Below are 23,839 nucleotides of genomic sequence, written 5' to 3'. Positions count from 1 at the left end.
CCCTGCATGTCAATAAATGAACATTCTCCTTAAATTGCAGCCATGTCACTCGAACTGGAACAACCCGGGCTCAATGAGCAATTTGAAGCGCTTATCGCGAAAGAAGATAAGCTGGCGATCAGGGAATTCCTTGATCACCAGAATATCAGCGATGTGGCGGAACTGATCAATGAGTATCCCGAGTATGAGTCTCAGATCGTTGCCAATATGGCCATTCACCGGGCTGCCAGCGTTTTCAAGATCCTGGACATCGCGCAGCAGAAAGACATTGTTAAAGAGCTGCCCTCCGCCAAAACAGCAGAACTGCTCAATGAATTACCTGCCGATGACCGCACAGACTTCCTGGAAGAGCTGCCGAAAGCCGCCATCAGGGACCTGATCAAACTTCTCGATCCGGAAGAGATCCGCATTACATTATCCATGCTGGGTTACCCCGAAGACAGTGTGGGCAGGCTGATGACGCCCGACTATGTTTACGTTTATGCACACAATACCGTAACCGAGGTTTTCAGTACGATCCGTAAACATGGTAAGAACAGTGAGACCGTAGATGTGATCTATGTGATCGATGAAAAAGGAGAACTGCTGGATGATATCAGGATCAGGGACGTGATCCTCGCATCGCCCGAAAAGAAACTCCACGAAATCATAGACGGGCGCGTGGTATCCCTGAATGTGAACGACGACCAGGAGTATGCAGGCCAGGTATTCAAGATGAACAACCGCGTTGCGTTACCTGTTGTTGATGACAACAATATCCTGCTCGGCATTGTTACCATCGATGATATGTTATGGGTAGCCAATGAAGAGTTCAGCGAAGACATGCAGAAAATGGGAGGTACGGAAGCCCTCGATGAGCCCTACCTCGATATACCTCTATTAAAATTATTCCGCAAACGGATCGGCTGGCTGGTAGTGCTTTTTCTCGGCGAGATGCTTACCGCAACAGCGATGGGTTATTTTGAAGACGAGATCGCAAAAGCCGTGGTGCTGGCCCTGTTCGTTCCACTGATCATTTCCAGCGGCGGTAACAGCGGCTCGCAGGCTTCTACCCTTATTATCCAGGCCATGGCAGTGGGCGAGATCACCATTTCCGACTGGTGGCGTGTATTACGCAGGGAATTATCCAGCGGAATGCTCCTCGGTGCTGTACTTGGTATCATTGGTTTTATACGCGTTGCCGTATGGCATTCCATTGCTCCTCAGTTATACGGACCACACTGGATGATGATTGCGGCAACAGTTGGTTTTTCTCTTGTGGGCGTTGTACTCTGGGGAACACTTTCCGGATCGATGCTGCCCATCATGCTTAAAAAACTGGGCGCCGACCCTGCCGTATCATCTGCACCGTTTGTAGCCACGCTGGTAGACGTTACAGGCCTGATCATCTATTTCAGCTTTGCTTATCTTTTCCTCCAGGGTCTGCTGCTCTAAAAACTGTAAAGGAATTTTGCCAGGAACATCCTCGGCCTGATCGTATATACACTTTCACTGATATTGTTGGATGAAAGCGATAAAGTGCTGTACGTATCCGTATTGGTGATATTATTCATCGTAAGCTCCAGGTCTGTTTTCCATTTATTGATCTTCCAGGTAAGGGTGACATCCATGAACAGGTAGCCGTTGATCTGCATGCCCGGAAGACGGTAAGAATAGTATTCCCCGCTTGCCTTGAAGTAAACCTGCTTGCCAAATGTGACGTTCGCTTCACCGTTATGCTGCCATTTGATCGCAGCCGGCGATGCCGTATTTGATTTGGAGGCACTCAACGGTGTATTGCGGGATGTAACATAAGATCCGTTATAGATCAGTCCCAGCCAGGATGTTATTTTGGAATTGACACCGCCTCCAAGCATCAGGTTACTGTTCCGGTATTGTAACAGATTGCCATTCTGCAGCTGGTTAAATGTAGACTGCCGCCAGCTGGATTTAATGCCGATAGTTGTGCGGAGGGCAAATAGATATTTGCTGATATTTCCTGCGAACGTAATGCTGCTGGTACGGTTATCCATTTCCAGCAATCTCGCCTGTTGTGCAATATCAGACAGACGTGAATCCGTAATAGTATTGGTCTTGTTAAAAGAATACGCCAGGGACGCAGATGCGAAAAGTATCTTTAATGAATTCCTGAATGTGTAATAACCGCTGATATTATGCTGCAGGTTCACCGGTATCAGTTCGCCGCTTGCATTGAAATCCCGGTAGTTCTTCATCAGGTAACCATCATAAACATTATCAATATTGCCCCTGGTATTATTCATGGCATAAGAACCGGTCAGGTAACTTTCTTTACCAACCTGGTACCGGATCCTTGTATAAGGTCTGAATGGAAATGCATTGAGTTCGTATTCCTTCTGACCAGTTGTATAACGTGTATACTCATTATTGAGTAAAAAATTGAACGACAGCTGTAATTTCTGTTTCGTGTAAGTATATTCTGCTGCAGCGTACAGGTTCCGGCGGTTCCAGTGCAATGCGTTCTTAAAACTGTCGGCCACCGGACTCTGCCCCCCGCCCATTTGTATAATATCCAACTGACTGTTCAGCTGCTGCTGCTGGTAGCTGAACCCGGCTTTATAGGATTGCTGCCAGTTGCCCGCAGCGATCTTTAAACTCACATATTCATTGGTATAGAAAGTAGGAACATTCACAGTCTGCACGAGCGCTTCGTAAGGGTTGCCGTTATTGAATTTGCCTGCATACAATCCCGGATCCACGCGAAGCGTAGCAGGATTATTGGTATTGCTTACATAAGAAAAAAGATCCAGCACCTGTTTGTTCCGCAGCACTTTCATGTAATTGAGCTGATTCGAAATATTGGTCAAAGTGCCGGACAATCGCTGATCAACATGACTGGCCGTAGTTGCCTGCATGGCTGCAACGGTTGTTGTTGGCTCATTCTCGATGAGCGTAACATTGTTGAGGTAATAACCGGGCTTATTTGCAGTTAGCGTCCATTGCATGGCAAAGTTATTGGTGCTGTAACGGCTGTCCTGCTTTTCACTGTAACGGATGGTATCGCCAGGCAGATAATAGGTATTGCTTAATGAAGAATTGCGGTATTGTTTATCATGCAGGTAATAGCTGTTGATCCTGAGCTGCCAGTCGTTGTTCAGCTTCACAAGATCATTGATATTCAGCAAGCCGCTGTTGTTGAAAAGATGTCTTTTCTTGCTGATATCCGGGGTGCCTGCACCGCTGACATTCAATAGGGATGGCGGTGGCGTGCTGCCCACGTTGTTCAGCATGTCAGACAGATTATGCATGATCACATCTTCAGCCAGGTCTGTACCTGTATTATTCAGCTTATAATAATTGATGAATTTTACCGCTTTCTTAAACATCATGGTATTGGCCGTTACATTATACAGACCGGGTGTTCCGAATGCGGCGTCTCCCTGACCTGAAATTTTCAGCCGCGCTTTGTCTTTCATGATCAGGTTCATCGCGGGTTTATCGCTGTACAACACATCTTTCAATGCTTTGATCGGCTGATGGTTTTCCAGCACCTGCACCTTGGAAACCATATCCTCGGGCAGGCTCCTGGTTGCAATATTATACCTGCTGTCCAGCAGATCATCTCCATCGATGTAAAAATGCGATATAGGCTTGCCCTGGTATTTGATCTTGCCATTCGCATCCATTTCAACGCCGGGCAGTTTCCTGATCACATCACCTATCGTTCTGTCCTGCGGGTCTTTAAAAGATGCCACATCGTAATTCACCGTATCCTGCCGGCCGATGATCGGCGCTGTTTTATTCTTCACTGTCACTTCCGGCAAACGGGTGATCGCACTTTCCAGGATAAAATCCAGCTGTTTTGCACCATTCAGTTGCCTTGATTCTTTTTTGAATCCCATGATGTTCGCATGCAGCCAGAGACTGTCCGAGCCGCCTTTATTATAAGCGACCTGGTAAAGGCCCGCCGTATTGGTGATGGCAAAAGCCAGAACTGGACCGTCGGCATTACGGGTAAGGGTAATACTTACCATCGGCAGCGGACGATTATCAGGGCCGGTTACTTTACCCTGAACAAAAGGCTGGGCTGTTACAGCACATACCAATAAAAAGCAGATCTGGGTAAACAGGTACTTGATCATACTAGCACTATTTGTTAGACAGTTCAACCGGGTTATTCATTTGTTTTTTAGTACCTGGTGTGCTTACCGATGAGATTTTCACAGAACCGGTAACACCTTCAACAGCACCTAAGCCCATCGCTGCTGCGGTATTTTTTATGGTAGCATCGCGCATACGTTTAAATTCCCTGGCGGTGGTTTTGATAGCATTATCGGGTGGCCCGAATGTGATCTGTTTATCACGGCTGTCTTCAAAGGAAGTAAGACTGAACATCACCTGCTTTTTTGTATCGCTCGCTTCAATGATCAGCCCGGGCAGTCCGCCCAGTTTCCATGGCCCATTGCTGTAAGGTAACTGCGGCGCAAACCAGGCTTCATACGTGCGGCCTTTGAAAGTGGCCACTGCATTCTGACAATCGATACCATTGATCTTTTTCTTTTCTGTACCAATGGTCCAGCTGATCTGCGGAAAAGAATCCTGGATCAGGTATTCCTGCACCACTTTTTCAACCGTGAACACTTCAGCGGTGTTGTAATCCTTATAAAAAGAAGTTGCCGACCCCATTTTAACCCCCCTCATATCTATATGTATCGGCCCGCCCGAGCGCGACATCTGTTCAAATTTGGCTGCCTGTTCTTTCATAGAAGTGATCCGGTCATAACTCTGGAACAGGCTGGAAGAAGAACCGAGGTATAATATCATATTCTCCGTATAGATATCTGTTGGCTGGGTGGTATCCCGCATATGCGAGAACAGGTAATGGGCCGTTGCGATAGCCGTATCTTTTTTCTGGGCCTGGATGGAAGCTGTGATCATAAAACCGATCAGCAACTGGGTGGATATTTTTTTCATAGCGTATGTTTTAGCAATACAATTATAACTAATAATATAGTTTATAAACTATTTCCTTAGTTAATTAAGGTTAATAAACCTTGTTTTTCGCTGTATAACCCGCCATTTTGTATTTTTACAATAAAAAGAAATGGGCGTTGCAGATCAATTAGCACAGTTAAAAGCGGAAAAAGCAGCCGCTAATCTGAAAACAGGACAGGATTTCCTTGCAGAAAACAAAAAGAGGCCTGAAGTGACCGAATTACCGAGCGGCCTTCAATATGAAGTATTGGTTCAGGCAGAAGGACCGATGCCTAAAGCTACCAATGAAGTAACCTGTCATTATCACGGTACGCTGATCAACGGAACGATCTTCGACAGTTCGGTACAGAGAGGCAGGCCGGCTTCTTTCCCGCTGAATATGGTGATCAAAGGCTGGACCGAAGGTTTACAGCTGATGCCCCAGGGAAGTAAATTCCGTTTCTTCATTCCACCCCATCTTGCATACGGCGAACGCCAGGTAAGTGCTGAGATCGGACCGAACAGCACACTGATATTTGATGTGGAACTGATCAGTTTCAGATAACTCCTTCGTTGCCTGGAGGTGATGAGGAAGTTTCCACATCGCTTTCCGGCTATACCATATTGTTTCTTCAGACCATGAGGCATTACAATGGCTCATGGTCTGAACTTAGGGTATCATTTCAAAACAATAACATGACATATTATCTCAAGGAAATAACCCGGATAAAAAATGCCTGTTATGGAAACCAGGGGCAGCTCGATACGGTAATCGGTACGCGTCATTATATTAACAACAACTACGATCAGGAACTGAACCTGGATCTGCTCTCGCATGTGCGGTTCACTTCTAAATTTCATTTGCTGCGGTTATTCAAAAGGTATTATGGTCAAACGCCGGGGCAATACCTTACCGACAGGCGGATCGCGAAAGCAAAAGAATATTTAATGGCAGGATCAACCGTAACTGAGACCTGTTTCAACATTGGTTTCGAAAGCCCCAGCTCATTCTGCACTTTATTCAAACAACGGACGGGCATGACACCGGCCGAATTTCAGAAAAAAAGCAATTTTCACAAATCCTGACCACCTACTTTCAGAGAATTTAGCAGCATCAATTAAAATGAAAAAAGATGAAAGTACAAGTAGTCAGCATTCCGGTGCTGGATCAGGAAAAAGCATTGCAGTTCTATACTGAGAAACTTGGTTTTTTGAAAAAAGTCGATGTTCCTTTAAGCGAGCACAGCCGGTGGTTAACCGTGGTAAGCAAGGAAGACCAGGATGGAACAGAGATCCTGCTGGAGCCTGCACCCAACCATTTTGAGCCGGCTAAAGTTTACCAGAAAGCACTTTTCGATGCTGGCATTCCTTACACACAGTTCAATGCAGCTGATGTGGAACAGGAGTATGAGCGTCTTTCGGGTCTTGGGGTTGAGTTCAGTGTTAAACCTACTGCCATGGGAACGGTTAAAATTGCTGTTTTCAACGATACCTGCGGGAACAATATCCAGATTGTAGAAATGCTTTGATGCTATTCAATAAAAAAGGGCTTTCAGATGAAGCCCTTTTTTATTGATCTTTTATTCAGTCATTTCACTCAGCTCCAGCCAGCGGAATTCTTTCTCTTCGAGAAGATCGGTGATCTCCTGCATGCGGGCGCTGAGCTTGCTCAATTCGTCAAAAGGCAGGTTACCCGCGCTCATTTTCTCTGCAACTGCCTGTTTCTCGGCTTCCAGCTGCGGCATTTCTTTTTCAAGCATTTCGAACTCCCTTTTCTCCTTGAAGCTCATTTTCTTTTTTGCTACCGGTGCCGGTGTTTCAGCAACAGCTTCTTTCACCGGCTGTTGCTGTTGTTTTACGGGAACGGCATTGCCTTTATCTTCCTGCTCCTTCAGCCAGATCCTGTATTGGGTATAGTTACCGGGAAAATCGCGCACAGCACCTTCGCCTTCAAATACAAAAAGATGATCTACAAGACGATCCATAAAATAACGGTCGTGCGAAACGATCAGCACACAACCCTGGTATTCGCTGAGGAAACTTTCCAGCACTGCCAGTGTAGGCAGATCGAGATCGTTTGTAGGCTCATCGAGGATCAGGAAGTTCGGGTTGCGGAAAAGGATGGTGAGTAATTGCAAACGCTTTTTTTCGCCGCCGCTGAGCGATGAGAGATAGGTATACTGTTTATCCGGCGGAAAAAGGAATAATTCCAGGAACTGTGCTGCACTGAGGCTGCCGCCTTTTGCCAGCGGGAAACTTTCTGCAAAAGTTTTTACATATTCTATCACCCGCATGTCTTCTTTGATCACCAGCCCCTGTTGTGAAAAGTTGCCGAACACAACTGTTTCACCCACGTTGATCTTGCCACTGTCTGCCGGCTCCAGTTGTTGTAATATGTTCAGGAAAGTTGATTTACCAACACCATTCTTACCAATGATCCCTACCCTTTCGCCTTTACTGAAAGTATGATCGAACCCTTTGAGGATCACCAGGTCTCCAAAGGATTTGTATACTTTTTTCATTTCGATGATCTTTCCGCCCAGCCTGTTCATTTTCATCTGCAGCTGCAACTGTGCATCTTCGATCTTCTGTTTGGCTTTGGCTTCTATATCATAGAAATTATCCTGCCTGCTTTTGCTTTTTGTGGTCCGCGCTTTGGGTTGCTTGCGCATCCACTCCAGTTCTTTGCGGTATTCGTTCCTTGCCTTGTCTATGCTGGCCTGTTCGCTTTCGATCCTTGCTGCTTTTTTTTCCATGTAGTTCTCGTAATCACCCTTGTACACATACATGTTCTCACGCTCCAGTTCCCAGATCTCATCGCAGACAGCGTCCAGGAAATAACGGTCGTGGGTTACCAGCAGCAGTGTTACATTCTCTGCGGAAAGATAATGCTCCAGCCACTCGATCATTTCCACATCGAGGTGGTTGGTCGGCTCATCCATCATCAGTAAGGTATGCTGGTGCTCAAAACCCAGGTCGATCAGTGTTTTTGCCAGCGCTACCCTTTTGCGCTGGCCGCCGCTCAGATCACTCACCCGGTGCTGCAGGTGATGAATATTCAGCCTGCCAAGGATCTGTTTTACTTTTGCTTCAAATTCCCAGGCACCGAGTTCATTCATTACATCGATCGTTTCAGCTATCCTTGCCCCGTCTTCCGCTTCTACCGCTGCTTCGTATGCGCGTATAGCTTTGATCACGGGATGCTGTAAATGAAAAATATTCTCAAGTACGGATTTATACTCATCGAACTTCGGGTCCTGCTCAAACAGTGCAACGGTTACATCTTTATGGATCCATAATTTACCTGAATCTGGTGTTTCGGCACCTGCCAGGATGCGCAGAAGCGTTGATTTTCCTACCCCATTCCGGGCGATCAGTGCAATCTTGTCGCCCTCGTTGATATGAAAAGAAATATTCTTGAAAAGCGGGTTGATGCCATAACTCTTGGTTAACCCTTCGGCAGAAACATAATGCATGCGGCAAAGATACTACTCTGCGGGCGTTCGGCAGGCCTCAAAATGAAGCAGGGCAGACCCTGAGGTCCACCCTGCCCGGGTTATTCTTAGGATAGGAGAGACAAAGATCACTGGTAAGCCAGCGGCGGTACGGCGGGAAGCTCGTTGGCCAGGCGACGTAACACTTTCCTGGAATACCAGCAGCGGAACACCCGCTGCAATACAACAGCCCCGGCAAAAAACACGATATATCCCCCGATAAACCATGCACGCGGATGGTCGGAAAGAGTAATGATGCCTGATACGATCAGCAGCACATATAACACAGTTACACCTAAACCGGTAGAGGCAGACAACAAAGCATGCTGCATGGCATATTGCTTTACGATCTTGCGTTCGATCAGCCTGTTCTCTTCTTCAGTAAACTGGTTCAGCTGCACGCTGATCATCCTGCGCCGGATATGGAACATGCCGATCTCGCCGGCAATATGCCTGATGTCCGAAACATTACTGATGGTAGTGCGTTGTTCCATTCCTGCTTACTGTTGTTTGATTACGAGGTCAAAAGTATAAAGGCATAAAAACGCCCGCAAGGTGAAAAACACCCATTTTTTGAAAAATGCCCTTTTGAATACACAGATCACCAATTGCCTCTTCACCCCTGCTTTTTGCTTTTTCATCCGTTCAGCATCTCCCCTTCCTTTGCAAAAGGCTCCGGGAACCGGTCTGTTTTTAATTAATCGTTACATTTAGCCAATAAACCATAACTACTTATGATGAGAACCAGACTTTGTTGCCTGGTGGCTGTGTTGTTGCTTACGACCCTGTCCGCCTCAGCCCAAAACATTCCTTCTCCGAAAGAACATTTCGGTTTTAACATCGGCGATGATTACCAGCTGGCTAATTATACGCAGACAGAAGCTTACTTTAAAAAGCTGGCTGCTGTGTCTGACCGCCTGAAACTGGTTGATATCGGCGCCACTGAAGAAGGCCGCTCGCAATACATGCTGGTGGTATCTTCTCCTGCCAATCTTAAAAATCTCGACAAGTACAAACAGATCTCGCAGAAACTGGCCCATGCCGAGAACCTGACCGATGACCAGGCACGTGCACTGGCTGCAGAAGGTAAAGTGATCGTATGGATCGATGGTGGTCTGCATGCTAATGAGGTAGTAGGTGCGCATCAGCTGATAGAAATGGCCTGGCAGCTATCAAGCCGTCAGGACGCTGAGACCAAAAAGATCCTCGATAATGCGATCATCCTGCTTACGCATGCAAACCCTGACGGGCAGGAGCTGATCTCCAACTGGTACATGCGTGAATCAAAGCCCGAAAAGAGATCTTTGCAGCAGGTACCGAGACTGTATGAAAAATATGCCGGCCACGATAACAACCGCGACTTTTTCATGCTTAACCTGAAAGAAACACAGAATATGGGTCGCCAGCTCTTTATTGAGTGGTTACCACAGATCATGTATAACCACCACCAGACCGGCCCTGCCGGAACTGTTGTAGCGGGTCCTCCTTTCCGTGATCCGTTCAACTATGTATTCGATCCGCTGGTGATGACAAGTCTGGATGCCGTTGGTGCGGCAATGATCAACAGGCTGAATGCAGAGAACAAGCCAGGCTATACCCAACGCGCCGGTTCGCCATATTCAACCTGGTATAATGGCGGTCTTCGTACGGTAACCTATTTCCATAATATGGTAGGTCTCCTGACGGAGATCATCGGTGGTCCGAACCCTACCACTATTCCGCTGGTGCCGCAAAGGCTGATCCCGAGCAGTGCAAACCCTAACCCTGTGTTACCACAGGTATGGCGTTTCAGGAATTCAATCGATTATTCCGTATCACTGAACTATGGGGTACTGCAATATGCGATCCGTCACAGTGATGAGTTGTTATACAACTTTTACAAAATGGGGCGCAACTCGATCGAGCGTGGCGAAAAAGATTACTGGACGCTCTATCCGAAGCGTGCCGCGGAAGTGACCGAGATGCAGCAACGTAATACAGCAGCCAACGCGGCACAACGCCCCGGCGGCAATGCAGAAGGGCCACGCGGCGGCGGAGGCAATGCAGCATCATCAGCCAAATTCTTCGATTCTGTTTACAAGAACCCGGAACTGCGTGATGCAAGAGGCTATATCCTGCCTTCCGACCAGGCAGATTTTCCTACAGCGGCACGTTTTATCAATGCCCTGATCCGTACCGGCGTACTCGTACATAAAGCCAGCAGCGACTTCACCGTTGCAGGAAAAAAATACCCTGCGGGTTCTTTCATTGTGAAGAACAACCAGGCATTCCGTCCGCACGTAATTGACCTGTTCGAGCCACAGGATCACCCGAACGATTTCCAGTATCCGGGAGGTCCGCCGATCGCACCATATGATGCGGCAGGATGGACACTGGCTTATGAAATGGGAATCCAGTTCGACAGGATCACAGAGAACTTCGATGGTCCGTTCGAGCGCATTCCTTACGGCGAACTGCAAAGTGTAAAAGGAAAAGTAACAGGTGCTCCTGTTGCCGCAGGTTACCTGCTGAACAGTGCAGCCAACAATTCATTCACCGCTGTGAACGACCTGCTCAAAGCAGGTGTGGAAGTATACCGTTCTGCAGATGTGGTTGCAGGCAGCAATTTCAGCCAGGGATCATTCTTCGTTCCGGCTTCGGCTAAAAACAAAACACTGGTTGAGCAGGCAGCGGGCACACTCGGAATCGAGATCAGTGCGCTGGCCAAACGCCCGGCAGCACTCACCCGCATCAACCCTGCACGCATTGCGCTCTGGGATACTTATGGCGGTTCAATGCCATCAGGCTGGATGCGTTATATCATGGAACAATTCCATTTCTCGGCAGAAGTGATCTATCCGAAAGATATCGACACCGGCAACCTGCGTTCCAAATATGATATTATCCTGTTTGTAGGAGGTGCTATTCCTTCTGTCAATACCGGCGCCAGCGGTCGTGGCGGTTTTGGAGGTGGTGCAAGACAGGAAGATATTCCTGCAGAGTTCCACAAAATGCTGGGCAGGATCACACCGGAGAAATCTATTCCTGAACTGAAAAAATTCCTGGAGCAGGGCGGTAATATCCTTACCATCGGAAGCAGCACCAACCTCGCTTATCACCTGGGTGTTCCGGTAAAGAACATGCTTACAGAAATGGTGAATGGCCAGGAGAAAAACCTGCCGGGTGAGAAATATTATATACCTGGAAGCATCCTGCGTATGAAAGTAGATTCAACACAACAGGCTGCATGGGGCATGGGTAGCAATGCAGATGTATATTTCGATGCAAGCCCGGTGTTCAACATCCTGCCTGAAGCACAATCAAAAGGCAATGTGAAACCACTGGCCTGGTTCCCGGATGCGAAACCATTGCGCAGCGGCTGGGCCTGGGGACAGTCCTATCTCGAAGGCGGCATCACCGCTTTTGAAGCCGGTATCGGTAACGGCAAGCTGATCGCGTTTGGTCCTGAGATCACATTCAGGGCGCAGACACACGGCACATTCAAGTTCATTTTTAACCAGTTATATACAGCATCCAAAGCAAAATAAAGCCGGAGGCTGAGCAACTTAAATCCGTCATGTGGTTCATCCTGCATGACGGATTTTCTTTTATGGCTTATTAACAGCGATCAGCCGGTAGCCTTCCGGGAACTGGCTGAACCAGAATGCACCGTTTACGATCATTGCGCCCTGGTAATTGCGGAAGATCTCATTGAGTGGCTGCGCAGCAATCTTTCTTTTCATCTCAGCAGAAAAAATAACCGGCCAGGCTTTCAGAAAACCCGCTTTGTCTTTATAGGCTGGTAAAGGAAATTTTGTGTATGCCACTATACTGTCTTTCATTCCGGCCTGAACCCATACTTTCCAGTTCGACAGAAAATTTTTGAATGCAGAAGGATCGGTAAACCCGGCAGAACTCCAGGAAGAAGGTCGCGTACCATCTGCAAACAGCGTATCGGGAGCAGACAGATCATCTGTATGTTCCGGCTCGCTGATCACTTCCGCAACAGTGTCGCTTATTACCACCGTTTCTGTACGCCGGCTTTGCGATTCACATGCAGTTAAACAGGAACCTGCCAGTACGGCACACAAAAGAATATGGCTGATATTGATGTGGTTTTTGTTCATAGTTTTATTTAACTGGTTAATATAAAGTTCCCCTTGCATGATCTGACCAATATAGAACGGTTACTGGCCACAGATTGTCTTTTCTGCTTTTCGGACACAAAAAACGGATAATCTTTTTTATTTTTTTTCGCTTCCGGCGCGGCTTCAATATATAACTACATTTTTCTTCACCTGCTGTTTTTTGCAGGGAGTATTGCGACAACCCAGGTTTATTCACGCTATAATTTAGCAGGTTCCTGCAACTGTCTGCTTTTAAAGAACGCAACAAAACGCAATCATCTTCCAATACCTATTCTCTTTAGGTATCAAACGGTGTTTTCATGGTCCGTGTTTATACGTTCCGGATGCTGATGCTCCATCTTTTGCTGCATTAAAATAATTAATCTTGCATACTAATTTATTAAAATCATGTGTGGAATTGTTGGTTATACAGGCCCGCGTCAGGCCTACCCTGTTATACTTAAAGGATTGAAAAGACTTGAATACAGGGGGTACGACAGTGCCGGTGTTGCATTGCTGAACGATGGACAATTAAACGTTTACAAGAAAAAAGGAAAGGTTGCCGAACTGGAAGAATTCTGTACCGGTCAGGATCTGAACTCTCATATCGGCATAGGACATACCCGCTGGGCAACGCATGGTGAGCCGAGCGACAGGAATGCACATCCGCATCGCTCACAAGGCGGTCATCTTGCCATGATCCATAATGGCATCATCGAGAACTATGCACAGATCAAAAAAGAACTGCTCGGAAAAGGCTATCACTTTACAAGTGATACCGATACCGAAGTGCTGCTGAATTTCATAGAAGACATCAAGACCAATAACAACTGTACACTTGAAGAAGCATTACGCATTGCCCTGAAAAGGATCGTGGGCGCCTATTGTATACTGCTCGTATCCGACGATGATCCCGAAACCATTATCGCCGCAAGAAAAGGAAGCCCGCTGGTAATCGGCATCGGCAAGGGCGAGCATTTCCTTGCAAGTGATGCCTCACCTATTATTGAATATACCAAGGAAGTGGTTTATGTAAACGATTATGAGATTGCGATTGTAAGACCCGACGAACTGATATTGAAAAATATCGGCAATGAAAAACAAACGCCTTTCATCACCAAGCTGGATCTGGAACTGGCTGCCATAGAGAAAGGCGGTTATGAACATTTCATGCTGAAAGAGATCCACGAACAACCCGACACCATTTTCGATTGTTTGCGCGGCAGGCTTTTACCGCAGTCCGGGCAGATCATCATGAGCGGCGTTGACAATCACATCGATGCATTGAAAAACGCGCAACGCATCATTATCGTAGCCTGCGGAACAAGCTGGCATGCAGGTCTTGTAGCCGAATACCAGATAGAAGAATTATGCCGCATACCGGTGGAAGTGGAATATGCGTCCGAGTTCCGTTACAGGAATCCCGTGATCAATGAAGGTGATGTGATCATTGCCATTTCGCAAAGCGGCGAAACGGCCGATACGCTGGTGGCACTCGAAAGCGCGAAAGAAAAAGGCGCATTCATATTCGGCGTCGTGAATGCCGTAGGCAGCAGTATTGCGAGACTCAGCAATGCAGGTGCTTATACACATGCCGGCCCGGAGATCGGAGTGGCAAGTACCAAAGCATTCACCGGCCAGCTTGCCGTACTCACCATGATGGCCCTCAAGATCGGTTATGCAAAAGGAACGATCAGTGAAGCCAGATATATGCAGCTGATGCATGAACTGCAGGCCGTTCCGGAAAAAGTAAAAGAAATCCTTGCCGACACTTCTGTGATACAGAATATCGCGGCGAAATACAAAGATGCACACGATTTCCTTTTCCTCGGACGCGGTTATAATTTCCCCGTAGCACTGGAAGGCGCACTGAAACTGAAAGAGATCTCTTACATACACGCAGAAGGATATCCTGCCGCAGAAATGAAACATGGCCCTATTGCACTGGTAGACGATCAGCTGCCGGTGGTATTTGTAGCTACAAAAGATTCTTATTATGAAAAGATCGTTTCCAATGTACAGGAGATCAAGGCACGCAAAGGAAAAGTGATCGCAGTGGCAACTGCCGCAGACGACGTGATCCCGGGCATGGCAGACGATGTAATGTTTGTACCGGATGCCGATGAAGTGATCGCTCCTTTATTAAGCACCATCCCGCTCCAACTGCTCAGTTATTATGTAGGGCTCGCCAAAGGCCTCGACGTAGACAAACCCCGTAACCTGGCAAAGAGCGTAACTGTTGAATAACCCCCAAACCCAAATGGTCCGCATGGCTCAGAACCTGATCTCAAAAACACCGCTCGCTGCGCTTGGTTATAATTTTATCGGAGCGCAATATATACCGAAAGGCAAGGATGAATATTATCTCCGGAATACACAGAACAGCAACGGCATCGTGTACCGGCAGCTGGGCGCTTTTGAAATTGAGATGCTGGTCAGGAACGGCAACATCAGCGACAACTGGAATAATATCCTTGTCTCCGATGCCTTCAATCCTGAACTGGTACGGAACTGCAAGTTCTACGGACTTGTACGCATCGGTAAACTTGAACCTTACTGCCTTGGCTTCAGCGATCTGAAAGCTGCTGTGGGATTATACAATTCAACCATCATCAGCTGCGACTTCGGCGACAATGTGGTGATCGACAATGTCAATTATCTCTCGCACTATATCATCGGAAGCGAAGTGATCATTACCAACGTAAACGAACTTGTTGCAACCAACCATGCCAAATTCGGTAACGGCATTATCAAAAAAGACGAGACAGAAGACGTACGGATCTGGCTGGAAATATGCAATGAGAATACAGGCAGAAAAGTATTACCCTTCAACGGTATGCTAGCGGGAGATGCTTTCCTCTGGAGTCGTTATAAAGACGATACGGTTCTGCAGGAAAAATTCAAACAGTTTACAGAAGCGAAGTTTGACAACAAACGCGGTTATTACGGAAAGATCGGCAACCGTACGGTGATCAAGAACTGCAATATTATCAAAGACGCGTGGATCGGATCGGATGCCTATTTCAAAGGTGCCAACAAACTGAAAAACCTCACCGTTAATTCCGGCCCGGAAGGGAAAACGCAGATTGGCGAAGGCTGTGAAATTGTGAACGGCATTATCGGCTATGGCTGCAGGTTGTTTTATGGTGTGAAAGCCGTTCGGTTTATCATGGCATCTCATTCTCAGCTGAAGTACGGTGCACGGCTCATCAATTCTTACCTTGGTCATAATGCAACTATTTCATGCTGCGAAGTTTTGAATTCACTGATCTTCCCGGCACATGAGCAGCATCATAATAATTCTTTTTTATGCGCCGCACTGGTGATGGGGCAAAGTAATATTGCCGCAGGTGCTACCATTGGTTCCAATCATAACAGCCGGGGCGCAGATGGCGAGATCATTATGGGCCGCGGATTCTGGCCAGGGCTATGTGTAAGTCTCAAACATAACTCAAGATTTGCGGGCTTCACTATTCTTACCAAAGGCGATTACCCTGCCGAACTCGATATCCCTATTCCGTTTTCGCTCGTAAGCAATGACGTCAGCAGAGACCAGCTGGTGATCATGCCTGGCTACTGGTTCATGTACAACATGTACGCACTGGCCAGGAATGCATGGAAATATGCCGACCGTGATAAACGTACGGAGCGTACACAATTTCTCGAATATGATTACCTCGCACCGGATACCATTAACGAATTGTTGAGTGCGCTCACCCTGCTGGAAGAAGCTACAGGAAAAGCCTATGAGCGGACACTGGATAGCAGGCAAAAATACACCCGCGAAGAGACAATTGCTACCGGCAAACAATTGCTGGCATCAGGCAATAAGATTGTCGACAGTCTTGAAATCTCGCTCACCAATGTTGAAAACAGCAAGCGGAAAGTCATTCTTATAAAAGTGTCTGCTGCTTATACATTGTTCCGGGATCTGGTTATCTATTATGGCATAACACAGGTATTGCAGTTCTGCCGGAGTAACGAGGTCAAAAATTTTGCATCGCTGAAAGAGCAGTTACCGGCTTTCAAAAAAAGAAACAACTGGCTGAATATAGGCGGACAAATGATCCCTGCAGAAGACATTGATATTTTAAAAGAAAGGATCAGGAACGGAAAGACAAAATCATGGGATGATGTACATGATTTCTACCGTAAACAGGCAGATAAATACCCGGACCAGAAACTGAAACACGCACTGGCTGCATTACAGGAGATCAGTGGTATTGATGTCAGGAAGACCGACGTCCATCGTTTCAATGCATTACTCGATGCCGCTTTGTCCACAAAGGAATGGATGACAAAAGCCATTCACGATTCACGCGCCAAAGATTACAGTAATCCTTACCGCAGAATGGTGTATGAAAGCTTTGCCGAGATGATCGCTGTTATCGGCAAACCGGAAGACAACAGCTTTATCAGAGAACAGCTGAAAGCGCTGGCACATTTCAAAAAAGAGATTGCAGCACTGAAGAAAAATATGAAATAAAAAAAACGCAGTCAATCATGACTGCGTTTTTTTTATGCTCAGGATTAAGTTCATGCAAAACTTACAATAACTTAAGACCGAGACCAAGCTGGATCTGCTGGTTCTTCCATTTATCCTGATTATCGATATCATTGATATTACTCAGGCCAATATTGTAACGACCATAGATGCGCAGCATGCTCAGGTTCAGTTGTATACCACCCACCATGGAGAAGTCGCCGCTTTTGAAAGCTTCTTTTCCGTTCTGCAGGAAATCCTTATCCTGGCTTAAAAGTATTCCGAACTGAGGGCCGGCATTCAGGGTAACCAGGTTACCGATATTATAACGGAGCAGGATGGGGATAGAAAGATAATTCAGCTTGATCTTACCATTCGGATCTGCAGAAGGATTTACATACGTGGGGTACAAAGTATTGAAACTGGAACGTTGTGTGGTTGACTGATTGAACAGCACTTCCGGCTGAACACCCCATTTCTTGTTGAAATCTATTTCCATCCAGCCTCCTGCGTGGTATGAAAAATCAAACCCGTCTTTAAAGGATACACCGTCAACCTTGTTCAGGTTGGCCCCCAGTTTGGCACCCAGGCGGAATCCGCCCTGCGCGTAGGAAGCACCGGTGAAAACTGCAATGGCAAAGCATGCCAGTAATAATCGTTTCATAAGTTTCGCTTTTGTTTGATTTAGATGAATTCAATGATTGTGCCAGAAATTACTTACCGCATCTCACCCGCTATTTCCTTTCCAGCTGTATCACCGTGATCTCAGGCAGGATACCTACGCGTCCCGGGTAACCAATAAAACCAAAACCTCTGTTAATATATAATTTCTGTTCTCCTTCCGCATACAATCCAGCCCATTGCTTGTACATCCATTGTACAGGGCTCCACCTGAAATAGGGGTTTTCCACGCCAAACTGCATGCCATGCGTATGACCTGCGAGCATGAGGTTAATGTCAGGATATTTAACCCGTACTTCAGCATCCCAGTGGCTCGGATCGTGGCTCATCAGCAGTTTGAAAGGCGCCTGTTCTGTTCCGGGATACGCAAGTTCCATTTTTCCGTATTTAGGGAAATTGCCTTTTGCACCCCAGTTCTCGATTCCGAGCAATGCAATCTGTGCGCCTTCTCTTTCAAATAAAATATGTTCATTCATCAGTAAGCGCCAGCCCATATCTGCGTGCACCTTTTTAAGCTGATCGAGGTTCTTATTCTTTTCTTCCTTCGACGGCCAGGCAACATAATCCCCGTAATCGTGATTACCCAGTGTACTGTATACACCCATCGGCGCTTTCAGTCTGCCAAAAACATCCAGGTAGTCTTTCATTTCGTCTGCACGATCATTCACAAGATCTCCGGTGAACAGGATCATATCCGGTTTTTCCTGCAGGATCATGTCGATACCATGTTCAACAGCCTGTTTGTTCTGAAAACTTCCGCTATGAATATCGCTGATATGAACGATCCTTAAGCCATTGAAAGCGGCCGGTAAATCCGGGAAACCCAGTTTCACTTTTTTGACCTGGTAATTATATTTATTGCCGAAGCCATAGATCAGCGTACCGAACAGGGTAGTGCCCATTCCAAGCCCAAGCCAGCTGAAAAAAGTGGACCGTGGTATTGCCTGTCCCGCCCCTACCCCGCTGCCTGCCGCATCGCGCGATAATTTCCCGATCAGCCATACGGCCACCCGCCGGAGATCATCGGCTGCAAAAAATACCGATGCCAGCAGTTTCGCAAAAAACAAACCTACCAGTATGGCAAATACATAATTGCGGAAGATCTTCGATGTCTGTAACGACATCAGGTACGGGAATGTTACAACCGTAAGGATCGTAAGAGCTGAAATGATCCAGAAAACAACCTGGATGGTCATTCTTGTTTTATCGCTCGCATTACTGGTAACTGTTTTTAAAGCCTGGTATACATATAAGTCGAGAGCCAGCATGATCGCTGCAATGATCCACCAGGTAGTAGCGTTTCGCATGAGTTGATTGAATTGATCTGAATCAGAGACGGATAACATGCAAATTTATTGTTTCCCGGTATCACTATCGTTTTACCACTAAACATATACAATATTTAATTATACATAAAACTTTCAGAAGCTGCTTGAACCAAAAATCAGTTCACAAAACCGGGCGGGAAAGCTTCCAAACCTGTCAAATTGCCTAATAACTCCCGGTCAATGATGAAATCCTAATTACAAACCCGTATTTTTGACCACTTTCAAAGTACCGTTCAGCATGAAACTGACCTTTTACGGACATTCCTGTTTTGCCGTTACCATTAACGGAGCAAAGATCCTCTTCGATCCGTTCATTACCTATAATGAACTGGCGAAAGGGATCGATATTAATACCATTGAGGCGGATTATATCTTTTTATCGCATGGTCATACCGATCATGTGGCAGACTGTATGGCGATCGCTACCCGCACGGGTGCCAAAGTGGTGAGTAATTTCGAGATCTGCGAATGGATCGGGAAGCAGGGACACGCCAATACGCACCCCATGAATACCGGCGGTAAATGGAAATTTGATTTCGGTACCGTGAAATGTACCGCCGCCCAGCACAGCAGCGGTTTACCGGATGGCAGTTATGGCGGCAACCCGATGGGATTCCTCTTCATGACAACAGAAACGGATTTCTATTACAGCGGCGACACTGCACTCACCCTGGACATGCAACTGGTACCGCTCTGGGCAAAACCGGCGTTTGCGGTATTGCCTATCGGGGATAATTTTACGATGGATGTGGCAGATGCGATCCGCTGCTGCGACATGATACAGTGCGACAGGATAGTGGGCGTACATTACGACACATTCGGTTTTATCAAGGTAGACCGTGATGCGGCCATTCAGGCATTTGAAGCGGCGGGAAAAACTTTGCTGCTGCCGCAGATCGGGGAAACCATCGAGATCTGAGACTGACAGGAAGATTTATCATATTCAGGAAAACATTAAAGCCAAGAAGGCCCATATTATGGCGAGAATTATCGGAGTAGCCAATCAGAAAGGCGGCGTTGGAAAGACAACAACAGCCATTAACGTTGCAGCAAGCCTTGCAGTACTGGAATTCAGAACACTGCTGGTAGATGCTGACCCGCAGGCGAACAGCACCACCGGTGTCGGATTCGATCTGCATAATATTACGAGCAGCCTGTACGATTGTATGGTGAACAATACGCCTGCGGCCGATGTGATCCTGAAAAGCGATGTACCGAACCTGGACGTGATCCCTTCCCATATCGACCTTGTAGGTGCGGAGATCGAAATGATCAATTACCCCAACCGCGAGAACGTGATGAAAGGTATCATCGATGCGGTGAGAGACAAATACGATTTCATCATCATCGACTGCTCTCCTTCACTGGGCCTGATCACCGTGAACTCACTTGTTGCTTCAGACAGCGTGATCGTGCCGGTGCAGTGTGAGTTCTTTGCACTGGAAGGTCTTGGTAAATTGCTGAACACCATCAAAATTGTACAAAGCAGGCTGAACCCTGAATTACAGATAGAAGGCATCCTGATGACTATGTACGACGGCCGTCTGCGTCTCTGTAACCAGGTGGTAAGCGAAGTACGCCGACATTTCGACGAAATGGTATTCGATACCATCATACATCGTAATACCCGCCTCAGTGAAGCGCCGAGCGTAGGAAAACCGGTTGTATTGTACGATGCGGAAAGCAAAGGTGCCATAAACTACCTCAACCTTGCCAAAGAGATCCTGCAGAAGAACGGTATGACCAAAATGTCGAACGAAGAAAGGATCATCGAATAACCGGAAGCCATCCGCCATAACTGATTATTATCATGAGTACACCCAAACAGAATAAACAGAGTAAGGAACTGATCGGTAAAGGTCTCAGATCCCTGTTGCAGAATATAGATGCAGACCTGAAAACAACAGCAGGAACCTTAAAGACCGATGTGGTAGACCAGGCTACATCCATGGTGCGGATCCCGATCGGCGATATCCAGGTAAACCCCAAACAGCCGCGCCGCGATTTCGACGAGCAGGCTTTGAATGAGCTTTCGGCATCGATCAAACTGCACGATATTATTCAGCCCATCACCGTTTCCAAACTTGCGAGCGGCAAATACCAGCTGATCGCGGGTGAGCGCCGTTTCAGGGCATCGAAACTGGCAGGTCTGAAAGATATGCCGGCCTATATCCGCCAGGCAAACGACAAAGAACTCCTGGAACTCGCCCTGCTGGAAAACCTCCAGCGTGAGAACCTGAATGCCATAGAAATTGCGCTGAGTTATAAACGCATGATGGAAGAGCTCAACCATACACAGGAACAAGTGGCTGAGCGTATGGGTAAGGAAAGGAGCACTGTAACCAACTATATCCGGTTACTGAAACTTCCGCCCGATATCCAGCTTGCCATCCGCAGCGGCTCACTCAGCATGGGCCATGCAAGGGCACTGATCAGCATTGAAACAGTAGACAAGCAATTGTTCGTTTTCAAAGAGATCCAGCAGAAAGGTCTGAGCGTAAGGCAGACGGAAGAACTGGTGCGCAATCTTTACAAGAATGAAAAAGGCCAAGCTGTTAAATCTGCTGTAAAGTCTGACCTCCCGCCCGCATATAAGAAGATTGAAGATAATTTAGCTTCACATTTCGGAACCAAAGTAAAATTGACCCATAATAAAAAAGGGTACGGGAACATCAGCATCGAGTATTATTCCCTTGAAGAATTCAACAAGATACTGGATGCAATGAATGTGACCGTGAGCTGATCTTCTGATGAAAAAATACAGGCATTTTATATGGCTCTTCCTTGGTTGCAGCCTCTGCAGCCTTTTGCATGCTCAGGACGATAAACAATCGCTGATGAATGCAAAGCTGCTGTCGCCGCGTACCGACACTACCCCAGCGCGGAAACCTGCGCCTGTTACTATTACAGATACATCTGCACTTAAAAAGAAAGACAGTCTTCCACCCGTTGCCCTGCACGATCCGCGTAAGGCAACCCGTCGTTCAGCCATCATACCGGGCTGGGGCCAGGCGTATAACAAGCAATACTGGAAGATCCCGATCGTTTACGGGATCATCGCCATACCCGTAGGTCTGTTCATCTATAACAATAACTGGTATAACAAGACCAAAACCGCCTACGATGCATTATATCGCGCCAGTCAGGGCGACAGCAGTGGCATGGCCCAGATCGCACCAGAATTACGCGGACTGAGTGCAGCATCCGTACAGAGTTACCGTAACGCTTTCAGGCGCGACCGTGATTATTCTATTCTCTGGTTTCTTGCGGCCTGGGGATTACAGGTTGCAGATGCTACAGTATTCGGTCACCTGAAGCAGTTTGATGTATCGGACGATCTTTCCCTGAACGTAAAGCCCATTCTCAATACGCAAAGCGCCGGCGTTGGTCTTACGCTGAGCATCAAGCCTGCGGTAAAGAAGCAGCCGATTGCACGTTAAATCAAACAAGTAAGCAGATTTCAACCTAAGTTTGCCCGGGATTTCATCTTACAATCATTAACACTTTTAATATGAAAATAGCGTTGATCGGTTATGGCAAAATGGGCCAGGCCATCGAACAGGTGGCCACCGGCAAAGGACATGAAGTGGTATTAAAGATCGATATTGACAATGCACACGAGCTGAACAGCGAAAATGCAGCAAAGATCGATGTGGCAATAGAATTCACCGGTCCGCACAGCGCTTTTAACAACGTTATGAAATGCCTGGAGCTTGGGATCCCTGTTGTATGCGGCTCCACAGGCTGGCTGGAACACTGGGATGAAGTGAAAACATACTGTGAAAAGCAGAACGGCACACTGATCTATGCCAGTAATTACAGCATCGGCGTTAACCTCTTCTTTGAAGTGAACAAATATCTCGCCGGACTGATGAAATCGCATGCAGACTACAGTGTTTCAATGGAAGAGATACACCATACACAGAAAAAAGATGCTCCGAGTGGCACCGCTATCACACTGGCAGAACAGATCATGGAGCAGATCGTCTCCAAAACAAAATGGGTGAACGGCGAAACAACAGCGGCAAACGAGTTGTCCATTATTTCAGAACGCACAGACCCCGCTCCGGGAACTCATAAAGTAAAGTACAGTTCCGCGGTAGATGATATCGAGATCATCCATACAGCACATAACCGCCAGGGTTTTGCCGGCGGTGCTGTGCTTGCCGCTGAATTCACAGCCGGCAAAAAGGGAATTTACAGTATGAAAGAAGTGCTGGGCCTGTAAAGACCCGGCATTTTATTAATTGATCGTTCCTTTGAATTGTCCCTGTTCTGCGAAAGCTTCTTTACCGTTGCTGTTGTAACATAAAACATAGAACGTTCCTTCCACATAATTACCATCGAGTTTGGTGATCACCACCTCACCGCCGGCTGTCATGGCTGTTCCTGAAGCGCCCCTGTTATCAGATGAATAATTAAGACTTCCGTCTGCTGGTTTGGTATAATCTTTCGTGATAACGATCCCGCCATTCGATGCAGAAGGCCCGAACTGGATTTTACCTGTTGCGGTCACTTTCTTGAGCAGTGTGATGGTAATCGCTTCCTTACCGCCATCGCGGATAGCTGAAATACCAAAAGTTGTTATCCCTGCCACGGTGGTCTGCACAATGCCCGCCTGAGTGGACTTGAAGTCTGTTCCGGCATTTCCATCAAAACCGTAACGGCATGTAACCGTTGCACCGGTGCCTGTTCCGCCTGAAGTTCCATCATCTTTTTTGCATGATACGGCCAGTGTAAACATTGCAATCATAACTACATAAGTCCTGGAGAAAAATTGTTTCATTGTTTGGTTGTTTTTATGCTGCAAATATG

20 protein-coding genes are annotated in these 23,839 nt (G+C 46.9%); 12 read left to right on the top strand and 8 right to left on the bottom strand.

Features of this window, described 5'->3' with window-relative positions:
- Window positions 1–42 precede the first annotated feature (42 nt).
- On the top strand, window positions 43–1,434 hold the full coding sequence (gene mgtE / locus B5D42_RS04250; RefSeq protein WP_078830201.1) for a magnesium transporter: 1,392 nt from the start codon (window positions 43–45) through the stop codon (window positions 1,432–1,434).
- On the opposite strand, the gene B5D42_RS04245 is transcribed toward mgtE, so the two are convergent.
- Together B5D42_RS04245 and B5D42_RS04240 are read right to left on the bottom strand one after the other, a co-directional pair.
- Window positions 1,431–4,100, bottom strand: coding sequence for a carboxypeptidase-like regulatory domain-containing protein (locus tag B5D42_RS04245; RefSeq protein ID WP_078830200.1), 2,670 nt, complete (start codon window positions 4,098–4,100; stop codon window positions 1,431–1,433). The genes mgtE and B5D42_RS04245 overlap by 4 nt on opposite strands.
- Window positions 4,101–4,107: 7 nt before the next feature.
- Complete coding sequence (locus B5D42_RS04240; protein WP_078830199.1) at window positions 4,108–4,932, bottom strand: GLPGLI family protein; 825 nt, start codon at window positions 4,930–4,932, stop codon at window positions 4,108–4,110.
- A 130-nt stretch (window positions 4,933–5,062) separates the two neighbouring features.
- Here B5D42_RS04240 and B5D42_RS04235 point away from each other — a divergent pair, with 130 nt between their 5' ends.
- The 3 genes from B5D42_RS04235 (at window position 5,063) to B5D42_RS04225 (ending at window position 6,461) form a co-directional block, all read left to right on the top strand.
- A complete protein-coding gene (locus B5D42_RS04235; protein ID WP_078830198.1) occupies window positions 5,063–5,497 on the top strand; it encodes an FKBP-type peptidyl-prolyl cis-trans isomerase in 435 nt (144 codons plus the stop codon).
- A gap of 131 nt (window positions 5,498–5,628) precedes the next feature.
- Entirely contained in the window at window positions 5,629–6,018 is a 390-nt protein-coding gene (locus B5D42_RS04230; protein ID WP_176112898.1) for a helix-turn-helix domain-containing protein, read from the top strand.
- Between the two features lie 47 nt (window positions 6,019–6,065).
- A complete protein-coding gene (locus B5D42_RS04225; protein ID WP_078830196.1) occupies window positions 6,066–6,461 on the top strand; it encodes a VOC family protein in 396 nt (131 codons plus the stop codon).
- A 51-nt stretch (window positions 6,462–6,512) separates the two neighbouring features.
- On the opposite strand, the gene B5D42_RS04220 is transcribed toward B5D42_RS04225, so the two are convergent.
- Together B5D42_RS04220 and B5D42_RS04215 are read right to left on the bottom strand one after the other, a co-directional pair.
- Window positions 6,513–8,408 (bottom strand): ABC-F family ATP-binding cassette domain-containing protein, encoded by a 1,896-nt coding sequence (locus B5D42_RS04220; RefSeq protein WP_078830195.1) that lies wholly within the window; start codon window positions 8,406–8,408, stop codon window positions 6,513–6,515.
- Window positions 8,409–8,515: 107 nt separating this feature from the next.
- Complete coding sequence (locus tag B5D42_RS04215) at window positions 8,516–8,920, bottom strand: hypothetical protein (RefSeq protein ID WP_078830194.1); 405 nt, start codon at window positions 8,918–8,920, stop codon at window positions 8,516–8,518.
- A gap of 240 nt (window positions 8,921–9,160) precedes the next feature.
- On the opposite strand from B5D42_RS04215, the gene B5D42_RS04210 reads away from it, so the two are divergent.
- Complete coding sequence (locus B5D42_RS04210; RefSeq protein WP_245825545.1) at window positions 9,161–11,953, top strand: M14 family metallopeptidase; 2,793 nt, start codon at window positions 9,161–9,163, stop codon at window positions 11,951–11,953.
- Between the two features lie 60 nt (window positions 11,954–12,013).
- Here the strand turns inward: B5D42_RS04210 and B5D42_RS04205 are convergent, their stop codons facing one another.
- Window positions 12,014–12,532, bottom strand: a complete 519-nt coding sequence (locus B5D42_RS04205) for a hypothetical protein (protein WP_139366979.1) — start codon at window positions 12,530–12,532, stop codon at window positions 12,014–12,016.
- 408 nt (window positions 12,533–12,940) lie between these two features.
- Here B5D42_RS04205 and glmS point away from each other — a divergent pair, with 408 nt between their 5' ends.
- The gene (gene glmS / locus B5D42_RS04200) at window positions 12,941–14,779 is read left to right on the top strand and encodes a glutamine--fructose-6-phosphate transaminase (isomerizing) (RefSeq protein ID WP_078830191.1); all 1,839 of its coding nucleotides are present in this window, start codon (window positions 12,941–12,943) and stop codon (window positions 14,777–14,779) included.
- A 22-nt stretch (window positions 14,780–14,801) separates the two neighbouring features.
- On the top strand, window positions 14,802–17,018 hold the full coding sequence (locus B5D42_RS04195) for a DUF4954 family protein (RefSeq protein WP_078830190.1): 2,217 nt from the start codon (window positions 14,802–14,804) through the stop codon (window positions 17,016–17,018).
- 61 nt (window positions 17,019–17,079) lie between these two features.
- Here the strand turns inward: B5D42_RS04195 and B5D42_RS04190 are convergent, their stop codons facing one another.
- Both B5D42_RS04190 and B5D42_RS04185 read right to left on the bottom strand, forming a co-directional pair.
- A complete protein-coding gene (locus tag B5D42_RS04190; RefSeq protein WP_078830189.1) occupies window positions 17,080–17,679 on the bottom strand; it encodes a porin family protein in 600 nt (199 codons plus the stop codon).
- 70 nt (window positions 17,680–17,749) lie between these two features.
- On the bottom strand, window positions 17,750–19,003 hold the full coding sequence (locus tag B5D42_RS04185) for a metallophosphoesterase (protein ID WP_078830188.1): 1,254 nt from the start codon (window positions 19,001–19,003) through the stop codon (window positions 17,750–17,752).
- 232 nt (window positions 19,004–19,235) lie between these two features.
- On the opposite strand from B5D42_RS04185, the gene B5D42_RS04180 reads away from it, so the two are divergent.
- The 5 genes from B5D42_RS04180 (at window position 19,236) to dapB (ending at window position 23,252) form a co-directional block, all read left to right on the top strand.
- A complete protein-coding gene (locus tag B5D42_RS04180; protein WP_245825543.1) occupies window positions 19,236–19,943 on the top strand; it encodes a metal-dependent hydrolase in 708 nt (235 codons plus the stop codon).
- A gap of 58 nt (window positions 19,944–20,001) precedes the next feature.
- Window positions 20,002–20,802, top strand: a complete 801-nt coding sequence (locus B5D42_RS04175) for a ParA family protein (protein ID WP_078830187.1) — start codon at window positions 20,002–20,004, stop codon at window positions 20,800–20,802.
- Window positions 20,803–20,834: 32 nt separating this feature from the next.
- Window positions 20,835–21,767 (top strand): ParB/RepB/Spo0J family partition protein, encoded by a 933-nt coding sequence (locus B5D42_RS04170; protein ID WP_078830186.1) that lies wholly within the window; start codon window positions 20,835–20,837, stop codon window positions 21,765–21,767.
- A gap of 94 nt (window positions 21,768–21,861) precedes the next feature.
- Complete coding sequence (locus B5D42_RS04165; RefSeq protein ID WP_139366978.1) at window positions 21,862–22,464, top strand: DUF5683 domain-containing protein; 603 nt, start codon at window positions 21,862–21,864, stop codon at window positions 22,462–22,464.
- A gap of 71 nt (window positions 22,465–22,535) precedes the next feature.
- Window positions 22,536–23,252, top strand: a complete 717-nt coding sequence (dapB, locus tag B5D42_RS04160; RefSeq protein ID WP_078830184.1) for a 4-hydroxy-tetrahydrodipicolinate reductase — start codon at window positions 22,536–22,538, stop codon at window positions 23,250–23,252.
- Between the two features lie 15 nt (window positions 23,253–23,267).
- Here the strand turns inward: dapB and B5D42_RS04155 are convergent, their stop codons facing one another.
- Window positions 23,268–23,810, bottom strand: coding sequence for a hypothetical protein (locus tag B5D42_RS04155; protein WP_139366977.1), 543 nt, complete (start codon window positions 23,808–23,810; stop codon window positions 23,268–23,270).
- Window positions 23,811–23,839: the final 29 nt, after the last annotated feature.

Origin of the sequence: Sediminibacterium ginsengisoli (assembly GCF_900167075.1) — a bacterium.
In the GTDB taxonomy this organism is placed as follows: Bacteria; Bacteroidota; Bacteroidia; order Chitinophagales; family Chitinophagaceae; genus Sediminibacterium; species Sediminibacterium ginsengisoli.
Note: the sequence above shows the minus strand (reverse complement) of the source record. Positions and strands in the feature narration are given on the sequence as shown.

Bases quoted from the DNA above. Each gene is read 5' to 3' on its own strand.
- B5D42_RS04240 (WP_078830199.1), bottom strand. From the start codon at position 4,932: ATGAAAAAAATATCCACCCAGTTGCTGATCGGTTTTATGATCACAGCT.
- B5D42_RS04155 (WP_139366977.1), bottom strand. From the start codon at position 23,810: ATGAAACAATTTTTCTCCAGGACTTATGTAGTTATGATTGCAATGTTT.
- B5D42_RS04185 (WP_078830188.1), bottom strand. From the start codon at position 19,003: ATGCGAAACGCTACTACCTGGTGGATCATTGCAGCGATCATGCTGGCT.
- B5D42_RS04210 (WP_245825545.1), top strand. From the start codon at position 9,161: ATGATGAGAACCAGACTTTGTTGCCTGGTGGCTGTGTTGTTGCTTACG.
- glmS (WP_078830191.1), top strand. From the start codon at position 12,941: ATGTGTGGAATTGTTGGTTATACAGGCCCGCGTCAGGCCTACCCTGTT.
- B5D42_RS04220 (WP_078830195.1), bottom strand. From the start codon at position 8,408: ATGCATTATGTTTCTGCCGAAGGGTTAACCAAGAGTTATGGCATCAAC.
- B5D42_RS04235 (WP_078830198.1), top strand. From the start codon at position 5,063: ATGGGCGTTGCAGATCAATTAGCACAGTTAAAAGCGGAAAAAGCAGCC.
- B5D42_RS04190 (WP_078830189.1), bottom strand. From the start codon at position 17,679: ATGAAACGATTATTACTGGCATGCTTTGCCATTGCAGTTTTCACCGGT.
- B5D42_RS04245 (WP_078830200.1), bottom strand. From the start codon at position 4,100: ATGATCAAGTACCTGTTTACCCAGATCTGCTTTTTATTGGTATGTGCT.
- B5D42_RS04170 (WP_078830186.1), top strand. From the start codon at position 20,835: ATGAGTACACCCAAACAGAATAAACAGAGTAAGGAACTGATCGGTAAA.
- B5D42_RS04165 (WP_139366978.1), top strand. From the start codon at position 21,862: ATGAATGCAAAGCTGCTGTCGCCGCGTACCGACACTACCCCAGCGCGG.
- B5D42_RS04230 (WP_176112898.1), top strand. From the start codon at position 5,629: ATGACATATTATCTCAAGGAAATAACCCGGATAAAAAATGCCTGTTAT.
- dapB (WP_078830184.1), top strand. From the start codon at position 22,536: ATGAAAATAGCGTTGATCGGTTATGGCAAAATGGGCCAGGCCATCGAA.
- B5D42_RS04175 (WP_078830187.1), top strand. From the start codon at position 20,002: ATGGCGAGAATTATCGGAGTAGCCAATCAGAAAGGCGGCGTTGGAAAG.
- B5D42_RS04205 (WP_139366979.1), bottom strand. From the start codon at position 12,532: ATGAACAAAAACCACATCAATATCAGCCATATTCTTTTGTGTGCCGTA.
- mgtE (WP_078830201.1), top strand. From the start codon at position 43: ATGTCACTCGAACTGGAACAACCCGGGCTCAATGAGCAATTTGAAGCG.
- B5D42_RS04215 (WP_078830194.1), bottom strand. From the start codon at position 8,920: ATGGAACAACGCACTACCATCAGTAATGTTTCGGACATCAGGCATATT.
- B5D42_RS04195 (WP_078830190.1), top strand. From the start codon at position 14,802: ATGGCTCAGAACCTGATCTCAAAAACACCGCTCGCTGCGCTTGGTTAT.
- B5D42_RS04225 (WP_078830196.1), top strand. From the start codon at position 6,066: ATGAAAGTACAAGTAGTCAGCATTCCGGTGCTGGATCAGGAAAAAGCA.